This window comes from Paenibacillus graminis, from assembly GCF_000758705.1.
Lineage (GTDB): Bacteria > Bacillota > Bacilli > Paenibacillales > Paenibacillaceae > Paenibacillus_AQ > Paenibacillus_AQ graminis.
Genome location: NZ_CP009287.1, coordinates 1,887,364 through 1,906,132 on the forward strand (window position 1 = coordinate 1,887,364; position 18,769 = coordinate 1,906,132).

Annotated in this window: 4 protein-coding genes; all 4 read left to right on the top strand. The window is 51.8% G+C overall.

Annotation, left to right across the window (positions count from 1 at the left end; all coding sequences use genetic code 11):
- Nucleotides 1-8 precede the first annotated feature (8 nt).
- Genes fabD through PGRAT_RS07835 form a run of 4 tightly spaced genes read left to right on the top strand, consistent with a single transcriptional unit; the run spans nucleotide 9 to nucleotide 18,768 of the window.
- Nucleotides 9-1,286: an ACP S-malonyltransferase gene (gene fabD / locus PGRAT_RS07820; RefSeq protein WP_025704275.1), complete on the top strand. Its 1,278-nt coding sequence runs from the start codon at nucleotides 9-11 to the stop codon at nucleotides 1,284-1,286.
- On the top strand, nucleotides 1,276-6,021 hold the full coding sequence (locus PGRAT_RS31515) for a type I polyketide synthase (protein WP_025704276.1): 4,746 nt from the start codon (nucleotides 1,276-1,278) through the stop codon (nucleotides 6,019-6,021). The genes fabD and PGRAT_RS31515 overlap by 11 nt, the downstream gene beginning before the upstream one ends.
- Nucleotides 6,018-10,811, top strand: coding sequence for an SDR family oxidoreductase (locus tag PGRAT_RS07830; protein ID WP_042266337.1), 4,794 nt, complete (start codon nucleotides 6,018-6,020; stop codon nucleotides 10,809-10,811). Before PGRAT_RS31515 ends, PGRAT_RS07830 begins: the two co-directional genes overlap by 4 nt.
- Nucleotides 10,804-18,768 carry a non-ribosomal peptide synthetase gene (locus tag PGRAT_RS07835; protein ID WP_042266339.1) on the top strand — a complete coding sequence of 2,655 codons (7,965 nt, stop codon included), beginning with the start codon at nucleotides 10,804-10,806 and terminating at the stop codon, nucleotides 18,766-18,768. Before PGRAT_RS07830 ends, PGRAT_RS07835 begins: the two co-directional genes overlap by 8 nt.
- Nucleotide 18,769: the final 1 nt, after the last annotated feature.

Sequence of the window (18,769 nt, forward strand, 5' to 3'; positions counted from 1 at the left end):
TAAAATATATGATAAAAATTGCTTTGCTGTTCCCAGGTCAAGGAAGCCAGTACACTATGATGGGCAAATCTCTTTATGAAAGCTCTGCCGAGGCAAGGGACATTTTTAGCAAAACCAACGATATCCTCGGCTATGATCTGCTTGCGGTTATCAATGAGGGGAATCTGGACAAATTAACGCGGACTGAATTTGCCCAGCCGGCGATCTTTGCCTATAGTTATGCGATTTTTCAATCGATTTGGAAGGACAAAAAGTTTTTCCCGTCCTTTATGGCCGGCCACAGCTTAGGGGAAATTACAGCACTTACATGTGCAGGTGTGTTTACGTATGAGGATGCCCTGCGGCTGGTAATGGAGAGAGGGGCCCTGATGCAGCAGGCTACAACAGACGGGCAGGGCGGAATGGCCGCCATTAACGGCCTGCATCCGCTGCTGGTAGAAGAGGAGTGTGCAAGGCTCTCAAATGAAGAGGATAAAATCGTGGTAGCTAATTATAATTCCTCGAATCAAGTGGTGATTTCCGGGTCCAAGGCGCTGGTCACGCAGGCGGCGGAAAATCTGGCGAAGATCGGGGCAATCAGCATTCCGCTTCAAGTATCCGCTCCTTTCCACACGCCTTATCTTGAAATCAGCAATCAAATATTCCAGCGTGTCCTAACCGCTACGGATATGTCCGCCATCAACTGGCCGGTTCTATCCAATGTGGATGCGAAGCCCTATTTCGATACTGAAGGAATTCGTACCCGGCTCAGCATGCAAATGGTCAGCGCGGTAAGATGGAAAGAAACGATTGATTATTTGCTGCGCCAAGGTGTGAACACCTTTATCGAACTGGGTCCGAAGTCGGCTTTGACCCATTTGATCAAACGTGATTTCTCGCATGTGCGCGCCTTTTCTTATGAGGATCATTACCAGGAGATCATGGCAGTCATCGATGAGCAAATCGCCGAAAAACGCCCTACTCTGGTATCGCGCTCTTTGGCTATCGCTGTGTGTACACGAAATCAGAACTGGGATGAAGCGGAGTACCAACGGGGTGTAATTGAGCCTTACAGAAAGGTGCAGGCACTGAGCAACCGGCTGGAGGAAGAAGGCGGCGAGGAGTCTGCCGAAGACATGAAACAGGCAATCGAGATGCTCCGTTCTGTTTTTGTGACCAAAAAGGTACCGCTGGAAGAGCAAAGGGAACGTTTCACGCAAATCTTTGATGAAACCAAGAAAAGACATCTATTTGATGATTTTGCCGCGCTCATGTTTGGCGAAAAGGAAACTGTGTATGAACAATAAACCTCTGTTCAATCAGATTCAACTCGATTTGGAAGAGGAGCTCCCCCTTTCCTGTGAATCTGCTGAATCAGAGGAAGCTCTCCGCAAAGACATTGCGGTCATTGGGCTGGCAGGGAAGATGCCTGATGCTCACAACGCCAGGGAGTACTGGACTAATATTGTGCTTGGCAAGGATTCGATCCGCCAAATCCCCCTGTCCCGAAAACAGGACTATGAAGCGGTCATGTCCGCCCTGCTGAAAAAGGATTGTCAGAAGGACCCGGCGGAGTATGCGGAAAGCGGGTATTTGGACCGGGTTGACGGGTTTGATTGCGAATACTTTTCCATTTCACCCAAGGAGGCCAAGCTGATGGACCCCAATCAGCGCCTCTTTTTGCAATGCTGTATAGAGGCAATGGAAGACGCGGGGTATGGGAAAGGGAGATTGGGTGGAACCTCAACCGGTGTTTTTGTAGGGTATAGCAGCGATTTCGGGGGGGAATACAAGCATTTGCTCAGCGGGGACAGTGCAGAGCTGGCTGATCTGGCGATGACGGGCAACATCAAATCGATTATCCCGGCCCGGTTGGCTTATTGGCTGGATGTACACGGACCCAGCTTGTTGGTCGATACGGCATGCTCCTCTTCGCTTGTCGCCGTTCATCTCGCCTGCCAGTCCATTCGCCGCGGAGAGTGCGGGATGGCATTTGCCGGGGGAGTAAAGGTGCAGTTGCAGCCCTTTGACAAATCGAGCACCGGTATTGGCATCGTCTCCTCCGGGTTCAGAACGAGAACCTTTGATCGGGATGCCGATGGAACCGGCCTTGGGGAAGGCGCGGGAGCCGTTCTATTGAAGGATGCCAAGCAGGCGATACAGGATGGAGACCATATTTATGCCCTTATCAAAGGGAGTGCAGTCAATCAGGATGGACAATCGATCGGCATTACCGCACCTAACTCCAAAGCACAGGAAGAGCTGATTATCCGGGCATGGAAGGATGCGGATGTTCATCCGGAGACCATTTCTCTGATTGAGGCCCATGGGACGGCAACCCGCTTGGGCGACCCTGTTGAGATTGACGGAATTACCAGGGCTTTTGACAGATACACGAGAAAAAAACAGTTTTGCGCGATTGGCTCCATCAAAACGAATATCGGACATTTGGACCATGCAGCAGGGATTGCCGGCTTGCTGAAATGTATTCTGGCATTGAAGCATGAGACCTTGCCGCCGATGATCCATTTCCAATCCCCGAACCCGGCGGTCCATTTCCATGATTCCCCGGTCTACGTGAATGATACGGTGCGCTCCTGGGAGAGCGGCGAGCATCCTAGAAGATGCGGGATCAATTCCTTCGGATTAAGTGGAACCAACTGCCATATGATTCTGGAGCAGTACCAAGAGCCAGCGGCCGCTGAGCGTGCAGGGAGGCGCAGCGCAGACCGCTGGAACATGATGACGTTATCGGCCAAGAACAGTGATGTGCTGCGCAGGCTCGTCTCTGAGTATCACCAATTCATCAATCAGTCAGAGACAATTGATCTGGACAACTTGTGCTATACGGCGAATACCGGCCGGGACCATCATGTGCATAAGGCGGCAATTGTGTTCAGAGATCGGATGGATCTGCTTGAGAAGCTCCAATCGCTTAAGCAGGCGGGAATAGAGAAGAGCACCATGGAACATGTCTATATGCAGCAGGGGCTTGAACAGGCTTCCAACATCCCGGTATCCCGTCCTGATGTACAGGAGATAGTCCAGGAAATAAGGGCTGCGGTTGATCAGCAGCGTGCATCCCTTTTTCAACAATTGGCACAGTTGTATGTACAGGGGGAAGTTATTCCTTGGCAAAGCTTGTATGCGGACGGATGCTATCAGTTAATCAGCTTGCCTGCCTATCCGTTTCAGGAAACCCGCTGCTGGATCGAACCTAAGACGTATATGACAAAGATGGGATCGCTTGTCGGTCAATGTCTGGTCCGCAGCAATGGGGTTGAAGTTTATGAAGCCCGCTTCTCCTGCGATACCCACTGGGTTGTGGCTGAACACCAAATTGTGGACCATTATGTGCTGCCCGGAACCGCTTATCTGGAGATCGCGGCTCAAGTCCTGAAGCAAACTGCTCCCGGACAGGGCGGGCTGATGATGGAAAATTTCATGTTCCTGCAGCCGCTGCAGCTGAAGGAGCATGAAAAAAAGAGTGTCCACATAGTGCTGACCAGGCAAAAGTCCGGAGTTGATGTCATGATCACCTCCCAGTCCGGGGAGCAGCCGGATGAATGGGTGATTCACTGTAAAGGTAAAGTGAGCATCCTGCACGGGGAGAAGCCAAAAAGGCGGGTTGCTCTCCCGGATATCCTGAAAGAATCGAAGAGACAATCCGTTGCCGGCTATAAACCTGGAGCAGAGGCTCCGGTCCAGACCGGCCCGCACTGGGAGTGTATGAAGGAGATTTATGTGGAGCCTGACCGCATCATAGCCTATTTTGAACTGCCGGCTCCTTTTGCAGCAGAAGTTCACGCCTATACCCTGCATCCATCCCTGCTGGATTGTGCTGTCAATATTCCCATTAGCCAGATTCGCGATGGGTTATTTTTGCCGTTTACTTATAAGAGGATCAAAATTTTTGACAAGATGCCGGACAGAGTTTACAGCATGCTGCACATGAAAAACAACCAGACCGCAGAGCTTCAGGAAACGGTCTCTTTTGACATCGTGCTGTTCGATGAAGCCGGGGATGTCTTTGCCGAAATGGAAGAGTACTCGTTGAAACGGGTACATATCGAAGCATCCGCTTCCGCACCGGTATTGCCTGGAGGGTTGTTCCATCGGCTGGAGTGGGAGCGTACGCCGCTTCGTGAACGGGAGCAAGCTGAGGGCAGCATGCCGTTTACGCTTGTCTTTGCCGGACAAGATCCGCTTTCCCGTAAGCTTCTGGATGCTCTGCAAGAGAGGAACATGCCCTTTATTTCGGTGATAATGGGTGAATGCTTCAGCAAATTGGATGATTATCATTACAGTATCAGCGGGAGTCAGCAGGATTTTGACCGGTTGTGCGGGGATATCCAGACAAGAGGGGTGCAGCGGATGCTCCACTGCTTCTCCTGGAGCCATGATCCTTTGCGTTCAGGCAGCCATGTAGAGCAGGAAATGAACAAGGGACTATTCAGTCTTTTTTATCTGACCAAAAGCTTGGTTGCCCATAATATCCGGGAGAAGATCGAACTCGTCCTCATGGCTGATCTGGGGGTTCAAGTTACACGGAACGAGCCTTGGCTGAACCCGATGCACAGCGCCTTCTACCATCTCGGCAAGGTGGTCAGCAGCGAATACGCCCACCTGCGCTGCCGCTGCATTGATCTGGACCCGGAAACGGAGGTCACTGCGCTTCTGGCGGAGCTGGACAATCCACCTGACCATTACGTAGCTGCGTATAGACAAGGCGAACGGTACGTGCAAAGGATGAGGGAGCTTCCGCTGTCCAATCCGCTGTCCAAAGACCTGATGTTGTCCGGCTCGGGCTGTTATCTGATTACAGGCGGCACAGGCGGCCTGGGGATTACAACCGCGTCTCATCTTGCAAACAAGAAGCCGGTCAATCTGGTGCTGGTCAGCCGCTCCGGATTTCCGGGTGAAAGTGAATGGGAGGAGATTCTCGAAGAAGGAGAACAGCATGAGGTGATACGGCGGATCAAAATTCTGCAGCAGATCAAAGAAAGCGGCAGTACATATACGTTCTATAGAGCAGATATTTCGAGCAGAACTGAACTGGAACATGTGCTGCAGGATGTAAGAAACAGGTTTGGCGGCATAAATGGCGTAATACACGCCGCCGGAGTAGCCGGAGACCAATTCTTGTTCAATAGGGAAGAACAGCGCTTCCGTGAGGTTGTGCAATCCAAAATCGCAGGCAGCCTCTATCTGGCGGAATTAATTACAGAGCCGCTGGAATTCTTTGTTTGCTACTCTTCCGTGTCCTCACTGGAGGGTACGCCCGGACAAGGGGATTATGTGGCGGCCAACGGTTTTCTGGATAGCTTTGTTTACAGTCTGCCTGCCAATCAAAACGGAATCACGCTCAACTGGGCACCTTGGAAAGAGATTGGCATGGCCTATGATTATGGAATGTCCAGTCAAGAGCTGATCTTCAATCTGCTGCCTACGCATGTGGCGGTGTCCGCCTTTGATGCTGCCTTGGCTTCAGGCGAGAAACAGGTGGTGATCGGAACCATCAACAAGGAAAATGTGGTGAAGAATTTCCGCAGCAGTTTCTTTGTTGAAGGCAATAACCTGCTGATGAATTACGTGGAGCCACAGCTTGTTGTTCAAGCCAGCCCCTCCGCCCAAGCCTCCGCCGGTCTTGCGGAAGGAAGAACCCATGACCGTTCGGCGCAGGCCATTAAGGAGCTAATTCGCCAGTTGTGGGTGACCCTGCTTGAATCAGAATCCATAGGGCCGGACGATTCTTTTACTTCTATTGGCGGTAATTCGATCTTTGCTGTGTACCTGCTGCAGGAACTCGAAAAAGCGTTTCCAGGCATGCTGGGAATCTCGGATATTTTTACGTATCCTACGATTAACAAGATGGCTGAATATGTATATTCCAGAATGGAACAAGATCAGCCTGCTTCATCTGCTGAAGCGAATCCAAGCCAGGAGGAAGAGGATTACAACCTTGACCAGATATTGCATCGCTTAGCCAATGGCGAATTGGATATAGATGAGGTTGAGCGATTGCTGGGAGAAGACGAATGAAGGAAACCAAAAAATACATTTATCAACAGATCAAAGATCAGGAGTTATCCGTCGAAAAGTCCAAGGTTATTCTTAAAGAAATCAAACAGGCTGGCGTGAAAAAGCATAAGGACATCGCGATCATCGGGATGGCCGGGCGCTTTCCGGGCGCTTCTAATTTGGATGAATACTGGAATAATCTGCTCCATGAGGTTGATTGCATCGGCGATTTTCCTGAGAGCAGGCAAAAGGGTGTCGAAGGTTTCATCCAAAAGAATGCACTGGGCCCGCTTCAGAAGATAACGTATGAAAAAGGCGGATATTTGGAGCAGATTGACCAGTTCGATTCCGAATACTTCAAAATTTCCAACAAAGAAGCGGAAATGATGGACCCCATCCAGAGGCTGCTGCTGACCGCCGTTATGGAGAGCGTTGAAGATGCCGGATACGGCGGCCGCCGGATCGTATCCTCCAGAACGGGCGTGTTTATTGGAAGGGACCATACCGTAGGGAACATGTACACCCACTTGCTGGATCAGACGGATGAGCTGGCCTTAACCGGGTCTTATACCGGGATTTTGTCCAGCCGGATCTCCTATTTCCTGGATCTGAGGGGTCCGAGCATCGTCTTGGATTCGGCTTGTTCCTCCGGACTGCTGGCCATACATGATGCCTGCCAGGCGATCAGAAACAACGAATGCGACATGGCGATTGCAGGCGGAGTCTGTCTGGTTTTTTTTCCTGTGAAAAATCCGGCGTTTGGTCTGGTGGAATCCAAGCTGCACTTGCTTAAGCCGTTCGATAAACAGGCGGATGGCACCTTGTGGGGAGAAGGCATCGGATCATTGCTGCTGAAGCCGCTCGATAAAGCGATTGAGGACCGCGATCATATCCATGCGGTTATCAAAGGGAGTGCGGTGAATAACGACGGCAGATCCAACGGACTTACGGCACCCAATGCGCTTGCACAGGAAGATTTATTCACAAAAGCGTGGACCAATGCGGAGATTGCGCCTGAAACCATCGGTTTTTACGAAGCGCATGGGACCGGTACCGTTCTTGGAGACCCGATTGAAGTCCAGTCGCTCAGCAACGCTTTCCGAAAATATACTTCCAAAAAACAGTTCTGCGGCATCGGTTCTGTGAAATCGAATATTGGTCATTTGGCGGCTGCTTCGGGAATTGCATCGGTGATGAAAGCCATTCTGTCACTCAAGCATCAAAAACTCGTCAGTACCCTTCATTTTGATGATCCCAATCCGTTTATCGACTTTGTAGGTTCTCCAATCTATATGGTCAATAAGCTTCAGGAGTGGACGCGGGTGCAGGAGGATATTCCGCTGCGGGCAGGCATCAGTTCTTTCGGCTTCAGCGGGACGAATCTCCACCTCGTGCTTGAGGAAGCTCCGGTCAGTACACCACAGGCTGAAGCAAGCCGTCCGTTTCATATCTTTACGGTTTCAGCCAAGGAGAAGGCGGTCCTTTTCGAGTGGGTGTCCCAATATCTGCATCATATGCAGCGCGCCGGAGATGTGGAGCTGGCGGACCTGTGTTACACCGCTGCGACAGGAAGAGGGCATTATGCGTACCGGCTCGCTCTAATCGTCAGGGATATGCAGGAATTACAAGAAAAACTGCATCGCCTCATAAGTGGGCATCCCCGATCCGGGCAATCAGCCGACGGAATCTATTACGGTGAATTCAAAATCGTTCCGGAAAGCAAAAAGGATAAAAGCACCGGGGAGACAACCGAGCCGGCCCTGAATCTATTGCATGAACAGGCACGTACAATGCTGGCGGCTTATTCCGGGCAAGATATTCAGGCGATTTCGGAAATATGCAGCCTGTATGTTCAAGGAGCCGAGATCAATTGGGAAGTTTGTTACCAGCCGGGCAGGCACCGGCGGATTCCACTCCCTGTCTATCCGTTCCAAAAGACAAGCTTTTGGCCGCAGGCGGACAAGCCCCCGGGAAGCCGAGGGCTTCAATCTCCGCCAAGCGAAACCTTGCCTGGGCGCAAGATACTGGAAACCTACCAGCAATCGGTCTATGAAGTTGAGCTGCGTGTAGAAGAGCAGTGGCTGCTGCGGGAACATCTGATGATGGGATTCCATATCGTTCCGGCGGCGGGGCTGATTGAATGGGCCCGCCAGACAGGCTGCAGCCATGTTGGAAACCTTGCGTTCAACCTGCAGGATTTCCGTTTTATTAACCCTTTGATTGTCGGTGAAAGCGAAGGGCATCTAGTCCATACGCGGGTAGAGCAACAGGACAGCCAGTTCCGGCTGCAAATCGCCAATCGGGCCGCCCTGGGCAACGAGGGGAGCCCTAATGAGTGGAACCTGAATGCCGAAGGGCGGATCGTACCTTTCCAGAATATTGGGGTTGCCAGAGTAGATATGGAGCTGCTTCTGAAAAATAGCGGGTGGGAGCCAGTCGAGCCGGACTTTGGCAGCATTGCGGGCAGCACTGCCTTTGGTCCGCGCTGGAACAACATTCGGCAATTGTCCCAGAGCAAGGATCGTGTGCTTGTCCACGTGCAGTTGGGAGAACGCTATGCGGAGGATTTTTCGGCATACGGTTATCACCCGGCTCTGCTCGATACGGGATTGAATGCAGCCACGATGTTTATTTTACGTGATTTGTATCTGCCGTTTTCCTTCAAGAAATTTACGTTCTATGATAACATGCCTGCTTCCTTTTACAGCTGCTTGTGCAAAAGAGAAGCCGGGGGAGACAACAAGGAGACAATCTCTTACGATATCAGGCTGATTGATGAGCAAGGGAACGTGTTCGCGGAAGTAGAGAACTACACCTTGAAAAAAGTGTCCGCAGCAATGGTCACGAAGGACCTCTTCCATCAGCTCCATTGGGTGAAGGAGTCCCGGCAGTCAGCAGGAAGAAACATAACGGACGGCGCTGTCCTGCTGTTTGGAGACGAAAGAGGACGATCCGGCGAATTGGTCCGGCTGCTTGCGGCAAGAGGCGCAGAGGTGATTCGGGTCCATCACGGTGAGAAGTATAGGCAAGAACAGGAATCCTGCTACACGGTAGGCAATGAGGAAGCGGATTATCAACGCTTGTTCGCTGATCTGCAGGACCGGAAGGTCAGCAGAATCATTCATAGCTATGCTCTGGATGCGGGAGGTGAAGCCGCCGGACTCTGCAATCTGCAAGCCCTTCAGGCCCTTCAGGCGAAGAGCATCCAAAGTCTGTTCTATATAGTGAAGTCGTTAGTCCAAGCCAAGTACAAGCAGGAGATTGAGCTGGTGCTGTTAGGGAAGTATGGCTTTGAGATTACAGGGCATGAGGAAGAGCTGGAACCTTGTCAGACGGCCTTCTTCAATCTCGGAAAAACCGCAGCTGCAGAGTACCCGAATATGAGATGCCGCAGTATTGACCTGGACAATCAGACAGCATTGGCAGCTATATTGGAAGAAATAGAGGATGGACAGGCTGTCTATCAAGTTGCCTATAGGGGAAATGAACGGTATGTTCAGGAGTTTGGCCGTTATACAGGGGAACCGGTACAGTCCGGACAGCCGCCAGAGCTGCAAGAGGATGGTTTGTATGTGATTACTGGCGGTACAGGCGGGATTGGTCTTGAAATCGCCAGGTATTTGTCCTCACAGAACAAGATTTGCCTGGGCCTGTTAAGCCGTGGCGGGCTGTCCCTTCCTGATTCAAAAGAGGATACCGGGCGAAACAAAACGGACGGGATGCGAAGCAGGCAATTGAGGATTCTGGAAGAAATCGAACACTCTGGAAGCCGGGTGATGGTGTGCCCATGCGATGTCACAGATGAGGAAGAGCTTGCCGGTGCTCTGCACAGGCTGAGGGAAACCTTCGGTCCGGTGAAAGGAGTCATCCATGCAGCTGGACTGGCCGGCAGCGGATTTTTGTTTACCAAGACCTGGGCGGATTTCAGCAGGGTCACGAAACCCAAGATAGAAGGGGCTTATCTGCTGCATAGCCTGATAGAGGAGCCCCTCGACTTTTTCATGCTATTCTCTTCGGTTGCAGCGCTGGAAGGAAGTCCGGGCCAGGGTGACTATATCGTGGGCAACGGCTATTTGGATGGATTTGCCCCCTATTTGCGCAGGCAGGGGATTCGCGGAATCACGCTGAACTGGGCAGCCTGGGAAGAGATTGGCATGGCTGCAGACTACGGTGCGGCAACGGGCAGCAGCATCTGCAAGCCGTTGAAAACGCATGAGGCGCTTGCCGCTTTTGGACAAGCGCTCGCCATGGACTGCAGTCAAGTGCTGATCGGTTCACTCCACCTTGACCGGCTTGCAGCCGTGCAAGAAAGCTCATTCTTAAGAATAGAGGATGCGCTTATCCGCAGGCTGGGTGATCCCAAGCAGACTGTTCATGATACTTTCCCGTTCACCATTACGGGCCGCGCCGACGGGAACTATGATGACATTGAACAAGCAATATCGCGGATCTGGGCAGAAACGATGCATTTGCCGTCTGTTAACATCTACAGCAGTTTTCTGGATATAGGCGGGGATTCATTGATCGCAACCCAACTGCTCAGAAAGCTGGAAATCGAGTTTCCGGGCATTCTCGACTTGCCGGATTTGTTTACGTATTCTTCGGTGGCCGAGCTTTGCGGTTATATAAAGCAGCAGCGTGACCGGCAGCAAGTGAAAACGGCCGAATCCGCAGCAGATCCGAACCCCTCTTCCGGGGATTCGCTTGACGTGCAGCTGCAATCGATTATGGACAAGCTGACTTCCGATGAACAAACCGTAGAAGATTTGGTGGAGCTTCTATCACAACGGAGGAATCGTATTGATGAGTAACATCGATCTGCTGAATGCCGAAATTCTGGAGAGCGTCAAGGCCAACCGCCTGGACCAGAAGCTCGCGCTGAAAATTCTGCATCAACTAAACAGCAGCCGGGCAGAAGCGGAAAACCGTACAGCCGATGATATCGCCATCATCGGCATCGCCTGCCGCTTTCCTTTTGCCGATACGCTTGAGCAATACTGGGACAACCTGCTTAACGGAGTCAATGGCATCACTGATTTTCCGCTGAAGAGACGTAAGGATGTTGATCCTTTAGTGCGAAAAATAATGGGGACGCCCGTATACGGCAAAGGAAGCTATTTGGAAGAAGTCGATTCGTTCGATGCCGAATATTTTCGCCTGTCCCCCAAGGAAGCCGAGTTCATGGACCCCCATCAGCGCTTGATGCTGGAAGTTGCCGCTGAAGCGATTGAAGATGCCGGTTATATGGGCGAAAAAATATATGGAACCCAAACAGGGGTGTTCATTGGAAGGGACCACCACTCTTCCGGACTGTATCAACAATTCATTGACTCTTCCAACGAGTTGGCCATGACCGGCAATCTTCCCAGCTTTATTTCGGGAAGGCTTGCCTTTTTCTTTAATTTGACCGGCCCTAATCAGGTCATTGATACCGCATGCTCCTCCGGATTGGTTGCCCTGCACCAGGGCTGTGAATCGCTGAAGCATAAAGAATGTAAAATGGCCATTGTCGGCGGAATCAGTCTAAACTTGCTTCCGCTGGCAAACTCCTCGTTCAAAATTGTGGAAAACAATGACGGCAAGGTGCGCCCCTTCGATAAAAATGCCCAGGGAACGACTTGGGGAGAAGGATTGTCCGCCATCATCATCAAACCGTTGCGGGATGCGCTCAAAGACAAGGACCGGATCTATTCGGTGGTCAAAGGCAGCGGGGTGAACAGCGATGGGGCATCCAATTACATCACAGCTCCCAATCCGGAGGCTCAGGAGCGCCTGTTGATTGATGTATGGACTAAGGCAGGAATACATCCGGAAACGGTTTCCTATATTGAAACCCACGGGACAGGCACTGTGGTTGGAGACCCCATCGAAGTGAAAGCGATGAAGCAAGCCTTTGATCAATATACGAATAAAAAACAATTTTGCGGCCTTGGCTCTGTAAAATCCAATATCGGTCATCTCGTGGGGGCTTCCGGGATGGCTTCCCTCATCAAAGTCGTCTTGTCCATGAAGCATAAGCAGTTGGTCCCCACCCTCCACTTTGAAGAGCCGAATCCATATATTCCATTCTCCCAGTCGCCGTTCTATATGGTGGACAAGCCTCTTGCCTGGGAACAGGCCCAAGGGCCGCGGCGTGCGGGCATCAGTTCTTTTGGATTCAGCGGCATGAACTGTCATGTGCTTCTGGAGGAATGGCAGCAGCAGGAAGATCACCACACGGTGCGGGAACAACCGGAGGAACCGCGGATTTTTCCGGTGTCTGCAAAAACGAAGTCCGGTTTGCTGGAATTACTGCACAGGTACTCTCAATTTCTGCAAGCCAATCCACAAGCGGATTATCAGAATCTTGTCTATACCGCTCAGCTTGGCCGGGAACATTTCTCCCACCGGCTGGCCATTATCGCCAAGAATTCGTCTGAGCTGCGGCTCCACATCGCTTCGGTCCTTTCGGACGATGTGGAACAGCTCTCTGAATCGATAGGGTATTACAGGTATTTCCCCATCAGGCAAAAGGCGAAAAATAATATGGCCCAGCAGGACCTGTCCGACGCCACAACGAAGGCTGCCTATGACCAAGCCGGTCGGCTGGTCCGGCAGATCGCCGGGAACCCTGCGCAGGCTGCTGCTGGCTCTCTTAATGAGCTGGCTCAATTATATGTCCAGGGTACGCGCGTGGACTGGGCAGCCCTATGGACCGGACAAGCCGTACAGACTGTCCGGGTCCCGGTCTATCCTTTTGCCAAAACAAGGCACTGGCCGGCACAAGGGACAAATGAAGGAGCATCTCCGGGTGTTCCGGGGCCGCTTCCGGGTGAGTGTACCGTCAAGACAGCGGGAATGAGAATATACGCCGCGAAGCTGTCCGGCAAAGAGCATTGGCTGCTGCAGGAGCATCGCATTCACGATAATGGTGTATGGCCGGGAGTGGCTTATCTCGAAATGGCCAAGGCAGCAAGCGGGTATTATTTTACCGGGAAGAATGTAGAGCTGAGGCAGGTTACTTTGCCAAATATGCTGATGTGCCCGCCGGATGAGACCAGGGTTGTTCATACGATTATTCATGAGGAGCATGATCATGTTGCCTTTACGATAGCCAGTATGAAGGAAAGCGGGCATAAGGAAAACTGGATCATTCATGCACAAGGGGAGATTTATCCGCAGGCTGAGTACAAAATGCCATGGATTGCGCTGGAACCGCTGATTCAGAAGATGAACGAGGAGAACGCTGAAATATTCACTCCGATTCTTACAGCGGGAATTCAGTATGGCCCAAGGTGGAAGTGCATCCGCAGGTTTTACCAGAACGACAGTTCGGCAGTGCTCCATATCAGGTCAACGGGTGGTGCTCCAGAGCGTGAGGAATATTCGCTTCATCCTGCCCTTATGGACACAGCGCTCAGTTTCTGGCATCTGCTGAGACAAAGCGGGGAAGCGGCTGATCTGCCGGCGTTTCCCTTCTATTATGAATCCATCCGCATCTTTGGAGCGATGCCGGCTTCCTTTTACAGCTATTTGCGGAAAAGGGAGACTCACGGAGATCACCGGGAAACGGTCTCCTACGATATCAGCCTGATTGATGAGGAAGGCAACGTTTTCGTGGAAGTGGAGAATTATACCTTGAAAAAAGTCTCGCCGGCGCTGATTTCACAAGATCTTTTCTACCGGATAGATTGGGTGAAGTCTCCACAGCCGGACGGGAAAAGCAGAAGAGGAGGGACTGTGCTCCTGTTCGGCAACGAGTGCAGACGAACCCGGGAATTAATCGGGCACCTGGAGGCAGACGGCGTTGAGCTGATTCAGGTTGCCCGGGGGGATGCGTATCGCAAAGAGACGGACAGCCGTTATGCAGTCGGCAACGAAGCAACGGATTATCTTCAGTTGTTTGCCGATTTGCAGGGCCGAAACCTCAGCCGGATTATTCATGGTTATGCCCTTGACGAAGGCTGCGGGGCAGACAGTTTCACCAGTTTGCAGGCGGCTCAGGAAAAGAGCGTCCAAAGCCTGTTTTTCATTGTGAAAGCGTTGGTTCAGGCGAAATACAAAGAGCAGATCGATGTCGTGCTGCTGGGCAAACACGGCTACGAGGTCACCGGAGGCGAAAAAGAGCTTGAGCCTTGTTATGCGGCCTTCTTCAATCTGGGGAAGGTTGTGAATACGGAGTATCCTAATCTGAAGTGCCGCAGTATCGACCTGGGCGATGAGACCGGATGGGAAGCGGTGCTGGAGGAAATCTTCGGGGAGCGCATGGCGTATCAGGTGGCCTACCGCGGGAATGAGCGGTTTGTCGAGGAGCTGGCCCGCTGCGCTGGAGAGGAGCCGGAAGAGCTGCTCGGGCTGCAGGAAGGCGGCTTGTATCTAATCACCGGCGGAACCGGCGGGCTTGGGCTGGAGATTGCGAGACACCTGTCCTCGAAGAACAAGATCAAGCTCGGACTCTTAAGCCGCAGCGGCCTGCCGCCCCGTGACATAGGGGAGGACATTAGGCAAAGCGGAGCAGAGAAGGGAACAGCCCGGAAAATGGAGCTTCTGGATGAGATCGAACGTTCAGGCAGCCAGGTCATCATATGTCCGTGCGACATCACAGATGGGCAGGAACTTGAACACTGCCTGAAGCAGCTGAGAGAAGCGTATGGACCGGTCAAAGGGATTATCCATGCGGCAGGCATCGCGGGCAGCGGGTATCTGTTTACTAAAGACTGGTCTGATTTTACAAGGGTGACCGCACCCAAGATCGAAGGCGCTTATCTGCTGTACAGCTTGCTGCAGGAGCAGCCGGACTTTTTTGTTCTGTTCTCTTCGGTAGCGACCCTGGAAGGCAGTCCCGGCCAAGGTGATTACGCAGCGGGGAACGGCTACCTGGACGGGTTTGCCCACTTTTTGCGCAGAAAAGGTGTCCGCGGGCTTACCCTTAACTGGACTGCCTGGGGAGAGACAGGCATGGCGCTGGATTACGGTGCATTGGAGGGCGGCGGAATATTCAGGCCGCTGAAAACCGCTGAAGCGGTTCGTGCGTTTAGCCGGACTCTCCAGTTGGGGCAACCCCGCATCATGATCGCAGACATACGTTTTGACCGGCTCAATGAATCCGTTCTGCGGAATTTCCCGCTCCAGCTATCGCCTGAGCTGAGGAGAACCGGCAATCGCTTTGCGAAGCCTGGTCCCGCTCCGGCAGCGGCAGCCCAGATTGCGGTTATCGGCAAGAGCGGGGCCGCAATAAGTGAAACGGAACAGGCAGTGGCGCAAGTGTGGGCGAAGACATTTGGGCTGACAGAAATGGATATATCAAAGAACTTCTATGAGCTGGGCGGAGATTCTATCATGGCTACGCAGATGACCAATCTCCTCAACACACATCTGCAACAGAAGCTGGGTATTGCAGAGATCTTTGAATACCCGACGGTATCCGAACTTGCGGCTTACCTGGAGCAATCTCTTCCTTCACGGAAGGAGGCTCCCGCAAAGACGGCCAGCTCAGAGGCTCCAAATGCCGGTTATGATCTTTCCAAGGCACAGCAGCGGATTTGGTTCTTGCAGAACTACGATCCCCAGACAACGGCCTATCATTTACCGGTTGTCAAGGTGATCCGCGAGGCGGTTGATCTGGCGGTCCTGCAGCAGGGGCTTGATATCCTAACCCGGCGCCACTCTTCGCTGCGGACCGTAATCAGGAATGTGAACGGGACTGCGAAACAGTTCATTGTTCCGGACAGAAGCCATGTGATCCATTTTATCGATTATTCACAGGAACCGGATAGGAAGCTGCTTTCGTCAAGACGGCTGGATGAACTGAATACAACCGCTTTTGAGCTGGAGCAGAACTTATTCCGGGCGGAGCTGCACCGGTATGGAGAGAGCGAGTATCTCTTATACATCAACATGCACCATATGATTTCGGATGGATGGAGTATGGGGGTGTTTTTCCGGGAATGGATGGAGCTGTACGACCAAATCCAGTCCAAGCGTCCCGTCCAATTAGCGCCGATTACCTTGCAGCCGGTGGATTGGGTAGAGCAGGAGAAGCTCTGGATCGGGTCCGAAGATTGTGGAAACATGGAAAAATACTGGCTGGAAGAGCTGGCCCGGCCGCTCCCGGTTCTTGAACTGCCGACCGATTATGATCGCCCGCATTCCCTTGCCTATGATGGGAGTTATATTAAATTCACGGTTTCAGCAGAGGTTACCGGGCAATTGCGGGTGCTGGCAAGAGACCGCTCAACGACCCTGTACATGACTGTTCTGGCGATCTATTTTCTTTTTTTGCAGAAACTCAGCCAAGAAGAGGACATTATCGTCGGATTCCCGGTTTCGGGAAGAGAACAACAGGAATGGGAGAATATCATCGGATTATTTATGAATATGGTGTGCATTCGGGTGGATTTCCGGGAGCTTGGCAGCTTTGGCGAGGTATTGGAGGAGGTCAAACGCAAATGCTTAAAAGCCTATGCCAACGGTAGATATCCGTTCAATACGCTGGTAGAGAAGCTGAACCCGGAAAGAGACCCGAGCAGAACCCCTGTCTTTTCTACCATTTTTCAGCTATATGACAATGTTCCCCAGGACAATGACAGAATGAGCCTTTACGATTTGAGCTGTATTTGCAAAATGGATAACGGTCAAATCGAGGTTAGGCTGGAATACAAAACCTCACTTTTCACGGAACGGACTATACAAAATTACGCTTGCTATTTAACGCACCTGATTAACCAGGTCATCGCAGATCCTGAAGGACGCCTTAGCGGTTATGAATTGCTGGATACCCGTCACAAAACGGAGATTATGAATGCATTCAATCCCCTTCCGGTTCCTCTGAATCCGCCGGATCAGGTCTATCGTTTGTTTGAAGCGCAAGTGGAGAAGAACCCGGACCACACGGCTGTGGTGTATGAGGGAGAACGGCTCAGCTACAGGGAGCTGGATGAGCTGTCCAATCAGCTGGCAGCCTTTCTGGTGCAGCTTGAACAGGAAGCGGCTGATCCGGTTGGCGTCTATTTGGGCCGCGGTATCCATATGATTGCTGCGCTTCTGGGCATTCTTAAGTCTGGCCGTCCCTATGTTCCGCTTGATGCGGATTTCCCGCCTGAGCGGATCGCGTATATGATCAGGCACAGCGGGCTTAGAACCGTTGTCTCAGACGGTGCGTCTATACCCAAGCTGGTGGAATTAGCCGGCGATGTTCTGAAGACTGTCATCGATGTTACAGGCGATTCCATCCCAGCGGGAACAGCAGATCATCTCTCTTGCTACAACTACTCTGATATCCGCAAGCAGCCCGCTGCCCGAATCCGGCCCAAGGCGTCTTCGGCGCTGATGTACATTATCTATACTTCAGGCTCTACGGGAACGCCGAAGGGGGTCATGGTCAGCCAGTCCAATGTGCTCAACTATCTGTTGTGGAGCCGTCAGCAGTTCAACTTGGGGCCGCAGCACAACATGATGCTGGTCACTTCGGTCAGCTTTGATATTTCAGTCTTCGAAATCTTTGGTTGTCTGTCAAGCGGGGCAGCCTTGCATATTGTAGCATCGGACAGGCTCAGGGACCCCGCGCTTTTGTTAACTTATATTGATCAAAACAAGATTAACTTCTGGCATTCGGTACCCACACTGATGAATCAATTTCTGTTCGGAATCTCTTCGCAAGATGAGCGGGAGGTAGCGTGCTTGCAGCAATTTGATGCCGTTGCCATTGGCGGCGAAGCGTGGAGTCCCAAGCTGGCAGGAGATATCCGCAAAAGCTTTTCCCATGCAAAACTATACAATTTGTACGGTCCTACGGAAGCTACGATCTGGGCAACGTGTTATGAAGCCGCAAGCGATTTGGCCGGCAAAACGACAGTGCCGCTCGGCAAACCGGTTTATAACAACCGGATTTATATACTCGATAAGGATGGGAACTTGTGCGGGCAAGGGATTTCCGGTGAAATCTGCATCAGTGGGGCAGGAGTCACTCCAGGCTATTTCCGGGACGAGGAGACAACCGCCGCTGTGTACCGCACCCATCCATTTACCGATCAGATTGTATACCACACCGGAGATATAGGTAAATACAGTATGGATGGCCAGCTCGAATATATTGCCCGCAAAGATGGAATGGTCAAGGTAAGAGGTTACCGGATTGAAACAGGTGAAATCGAACATACGCTCTACAGACTGGAAGGGCTGAAGACGGCTGCTGTTGTAGCGGTGAACGAAGGCGAGTCGAACAAACTGATCTGCTACTATACCTCGGCACGCGATATCCCGGTCCGGGAAATTCAAGATTACCTGCAGCAGACCTTGCCTTTGTACATGATCCCTTCCCGGTTTATCTCTTTGGAAACCCTGCCCACTACATCCAACGGGAAAATCGACAGAAAGGCGCTGCGGTCCATGCCTCTTCTGATGGAACCCGCTGGACAAGCGGAAATGCAGCTGCCGGAGAATGATGCGGAGGAATTTTTGCTGCATGTGTGGCAGGAATTACTCGGAATCGGGAATATCGGAACGGATCAAAATTTCTTCGATATCGGCGGAAATTCGCATCTGATCATTCAGCTTCAAGCAAGAATTGAACAGAAATACATGAAGCGGATCAAGGTCATTGATCTGTTCCGGTGCAAAACCATTGGCGCCATAGCCGATTATATCCAGGGAAGTATGCAGGAATCCGGACAGTCAGAATCCACAACCGGAACAGCAAAGGATGAGATCAGCGATATCATGCAGCTTCTGGATGAATACAGCGAAGGTGAAACCTCCGTAGAGGAAATCCTACAAAAACTGGGGGAGTGAG

Bases quoted from the DNA above. Each gene is read 5' to 3' on its own strand.
- PGRAT_RS07830 (WP_042266337.1), top strand. From the start codon at position 6,018: ATGAAGGAAACCAAAAAATACATTTATCAACAGATCAAAGATCAGGAG.
- fabD (WP_025704275.1), top strand. From the start codon at position 9: ATGATAAAAATTGCTTTGCTGTTCCCAGGTCAAGGAAGCCAGTACACT.
- PGRAT_RS31515 (WP_025704276.1), top strand. From the start codon at position 1,276: ATGAACAATAAACCTCTGTTCAATCAGATTCAACTCGATTTGGAAGAG.
- PGRAT_RS07835 (WP_042266339.1), top strand. From the start codon at position 10,804: ATGAGTAACATCGATCTGCTGAATGCCGAAATTCTGGAGAGCGTCAAG.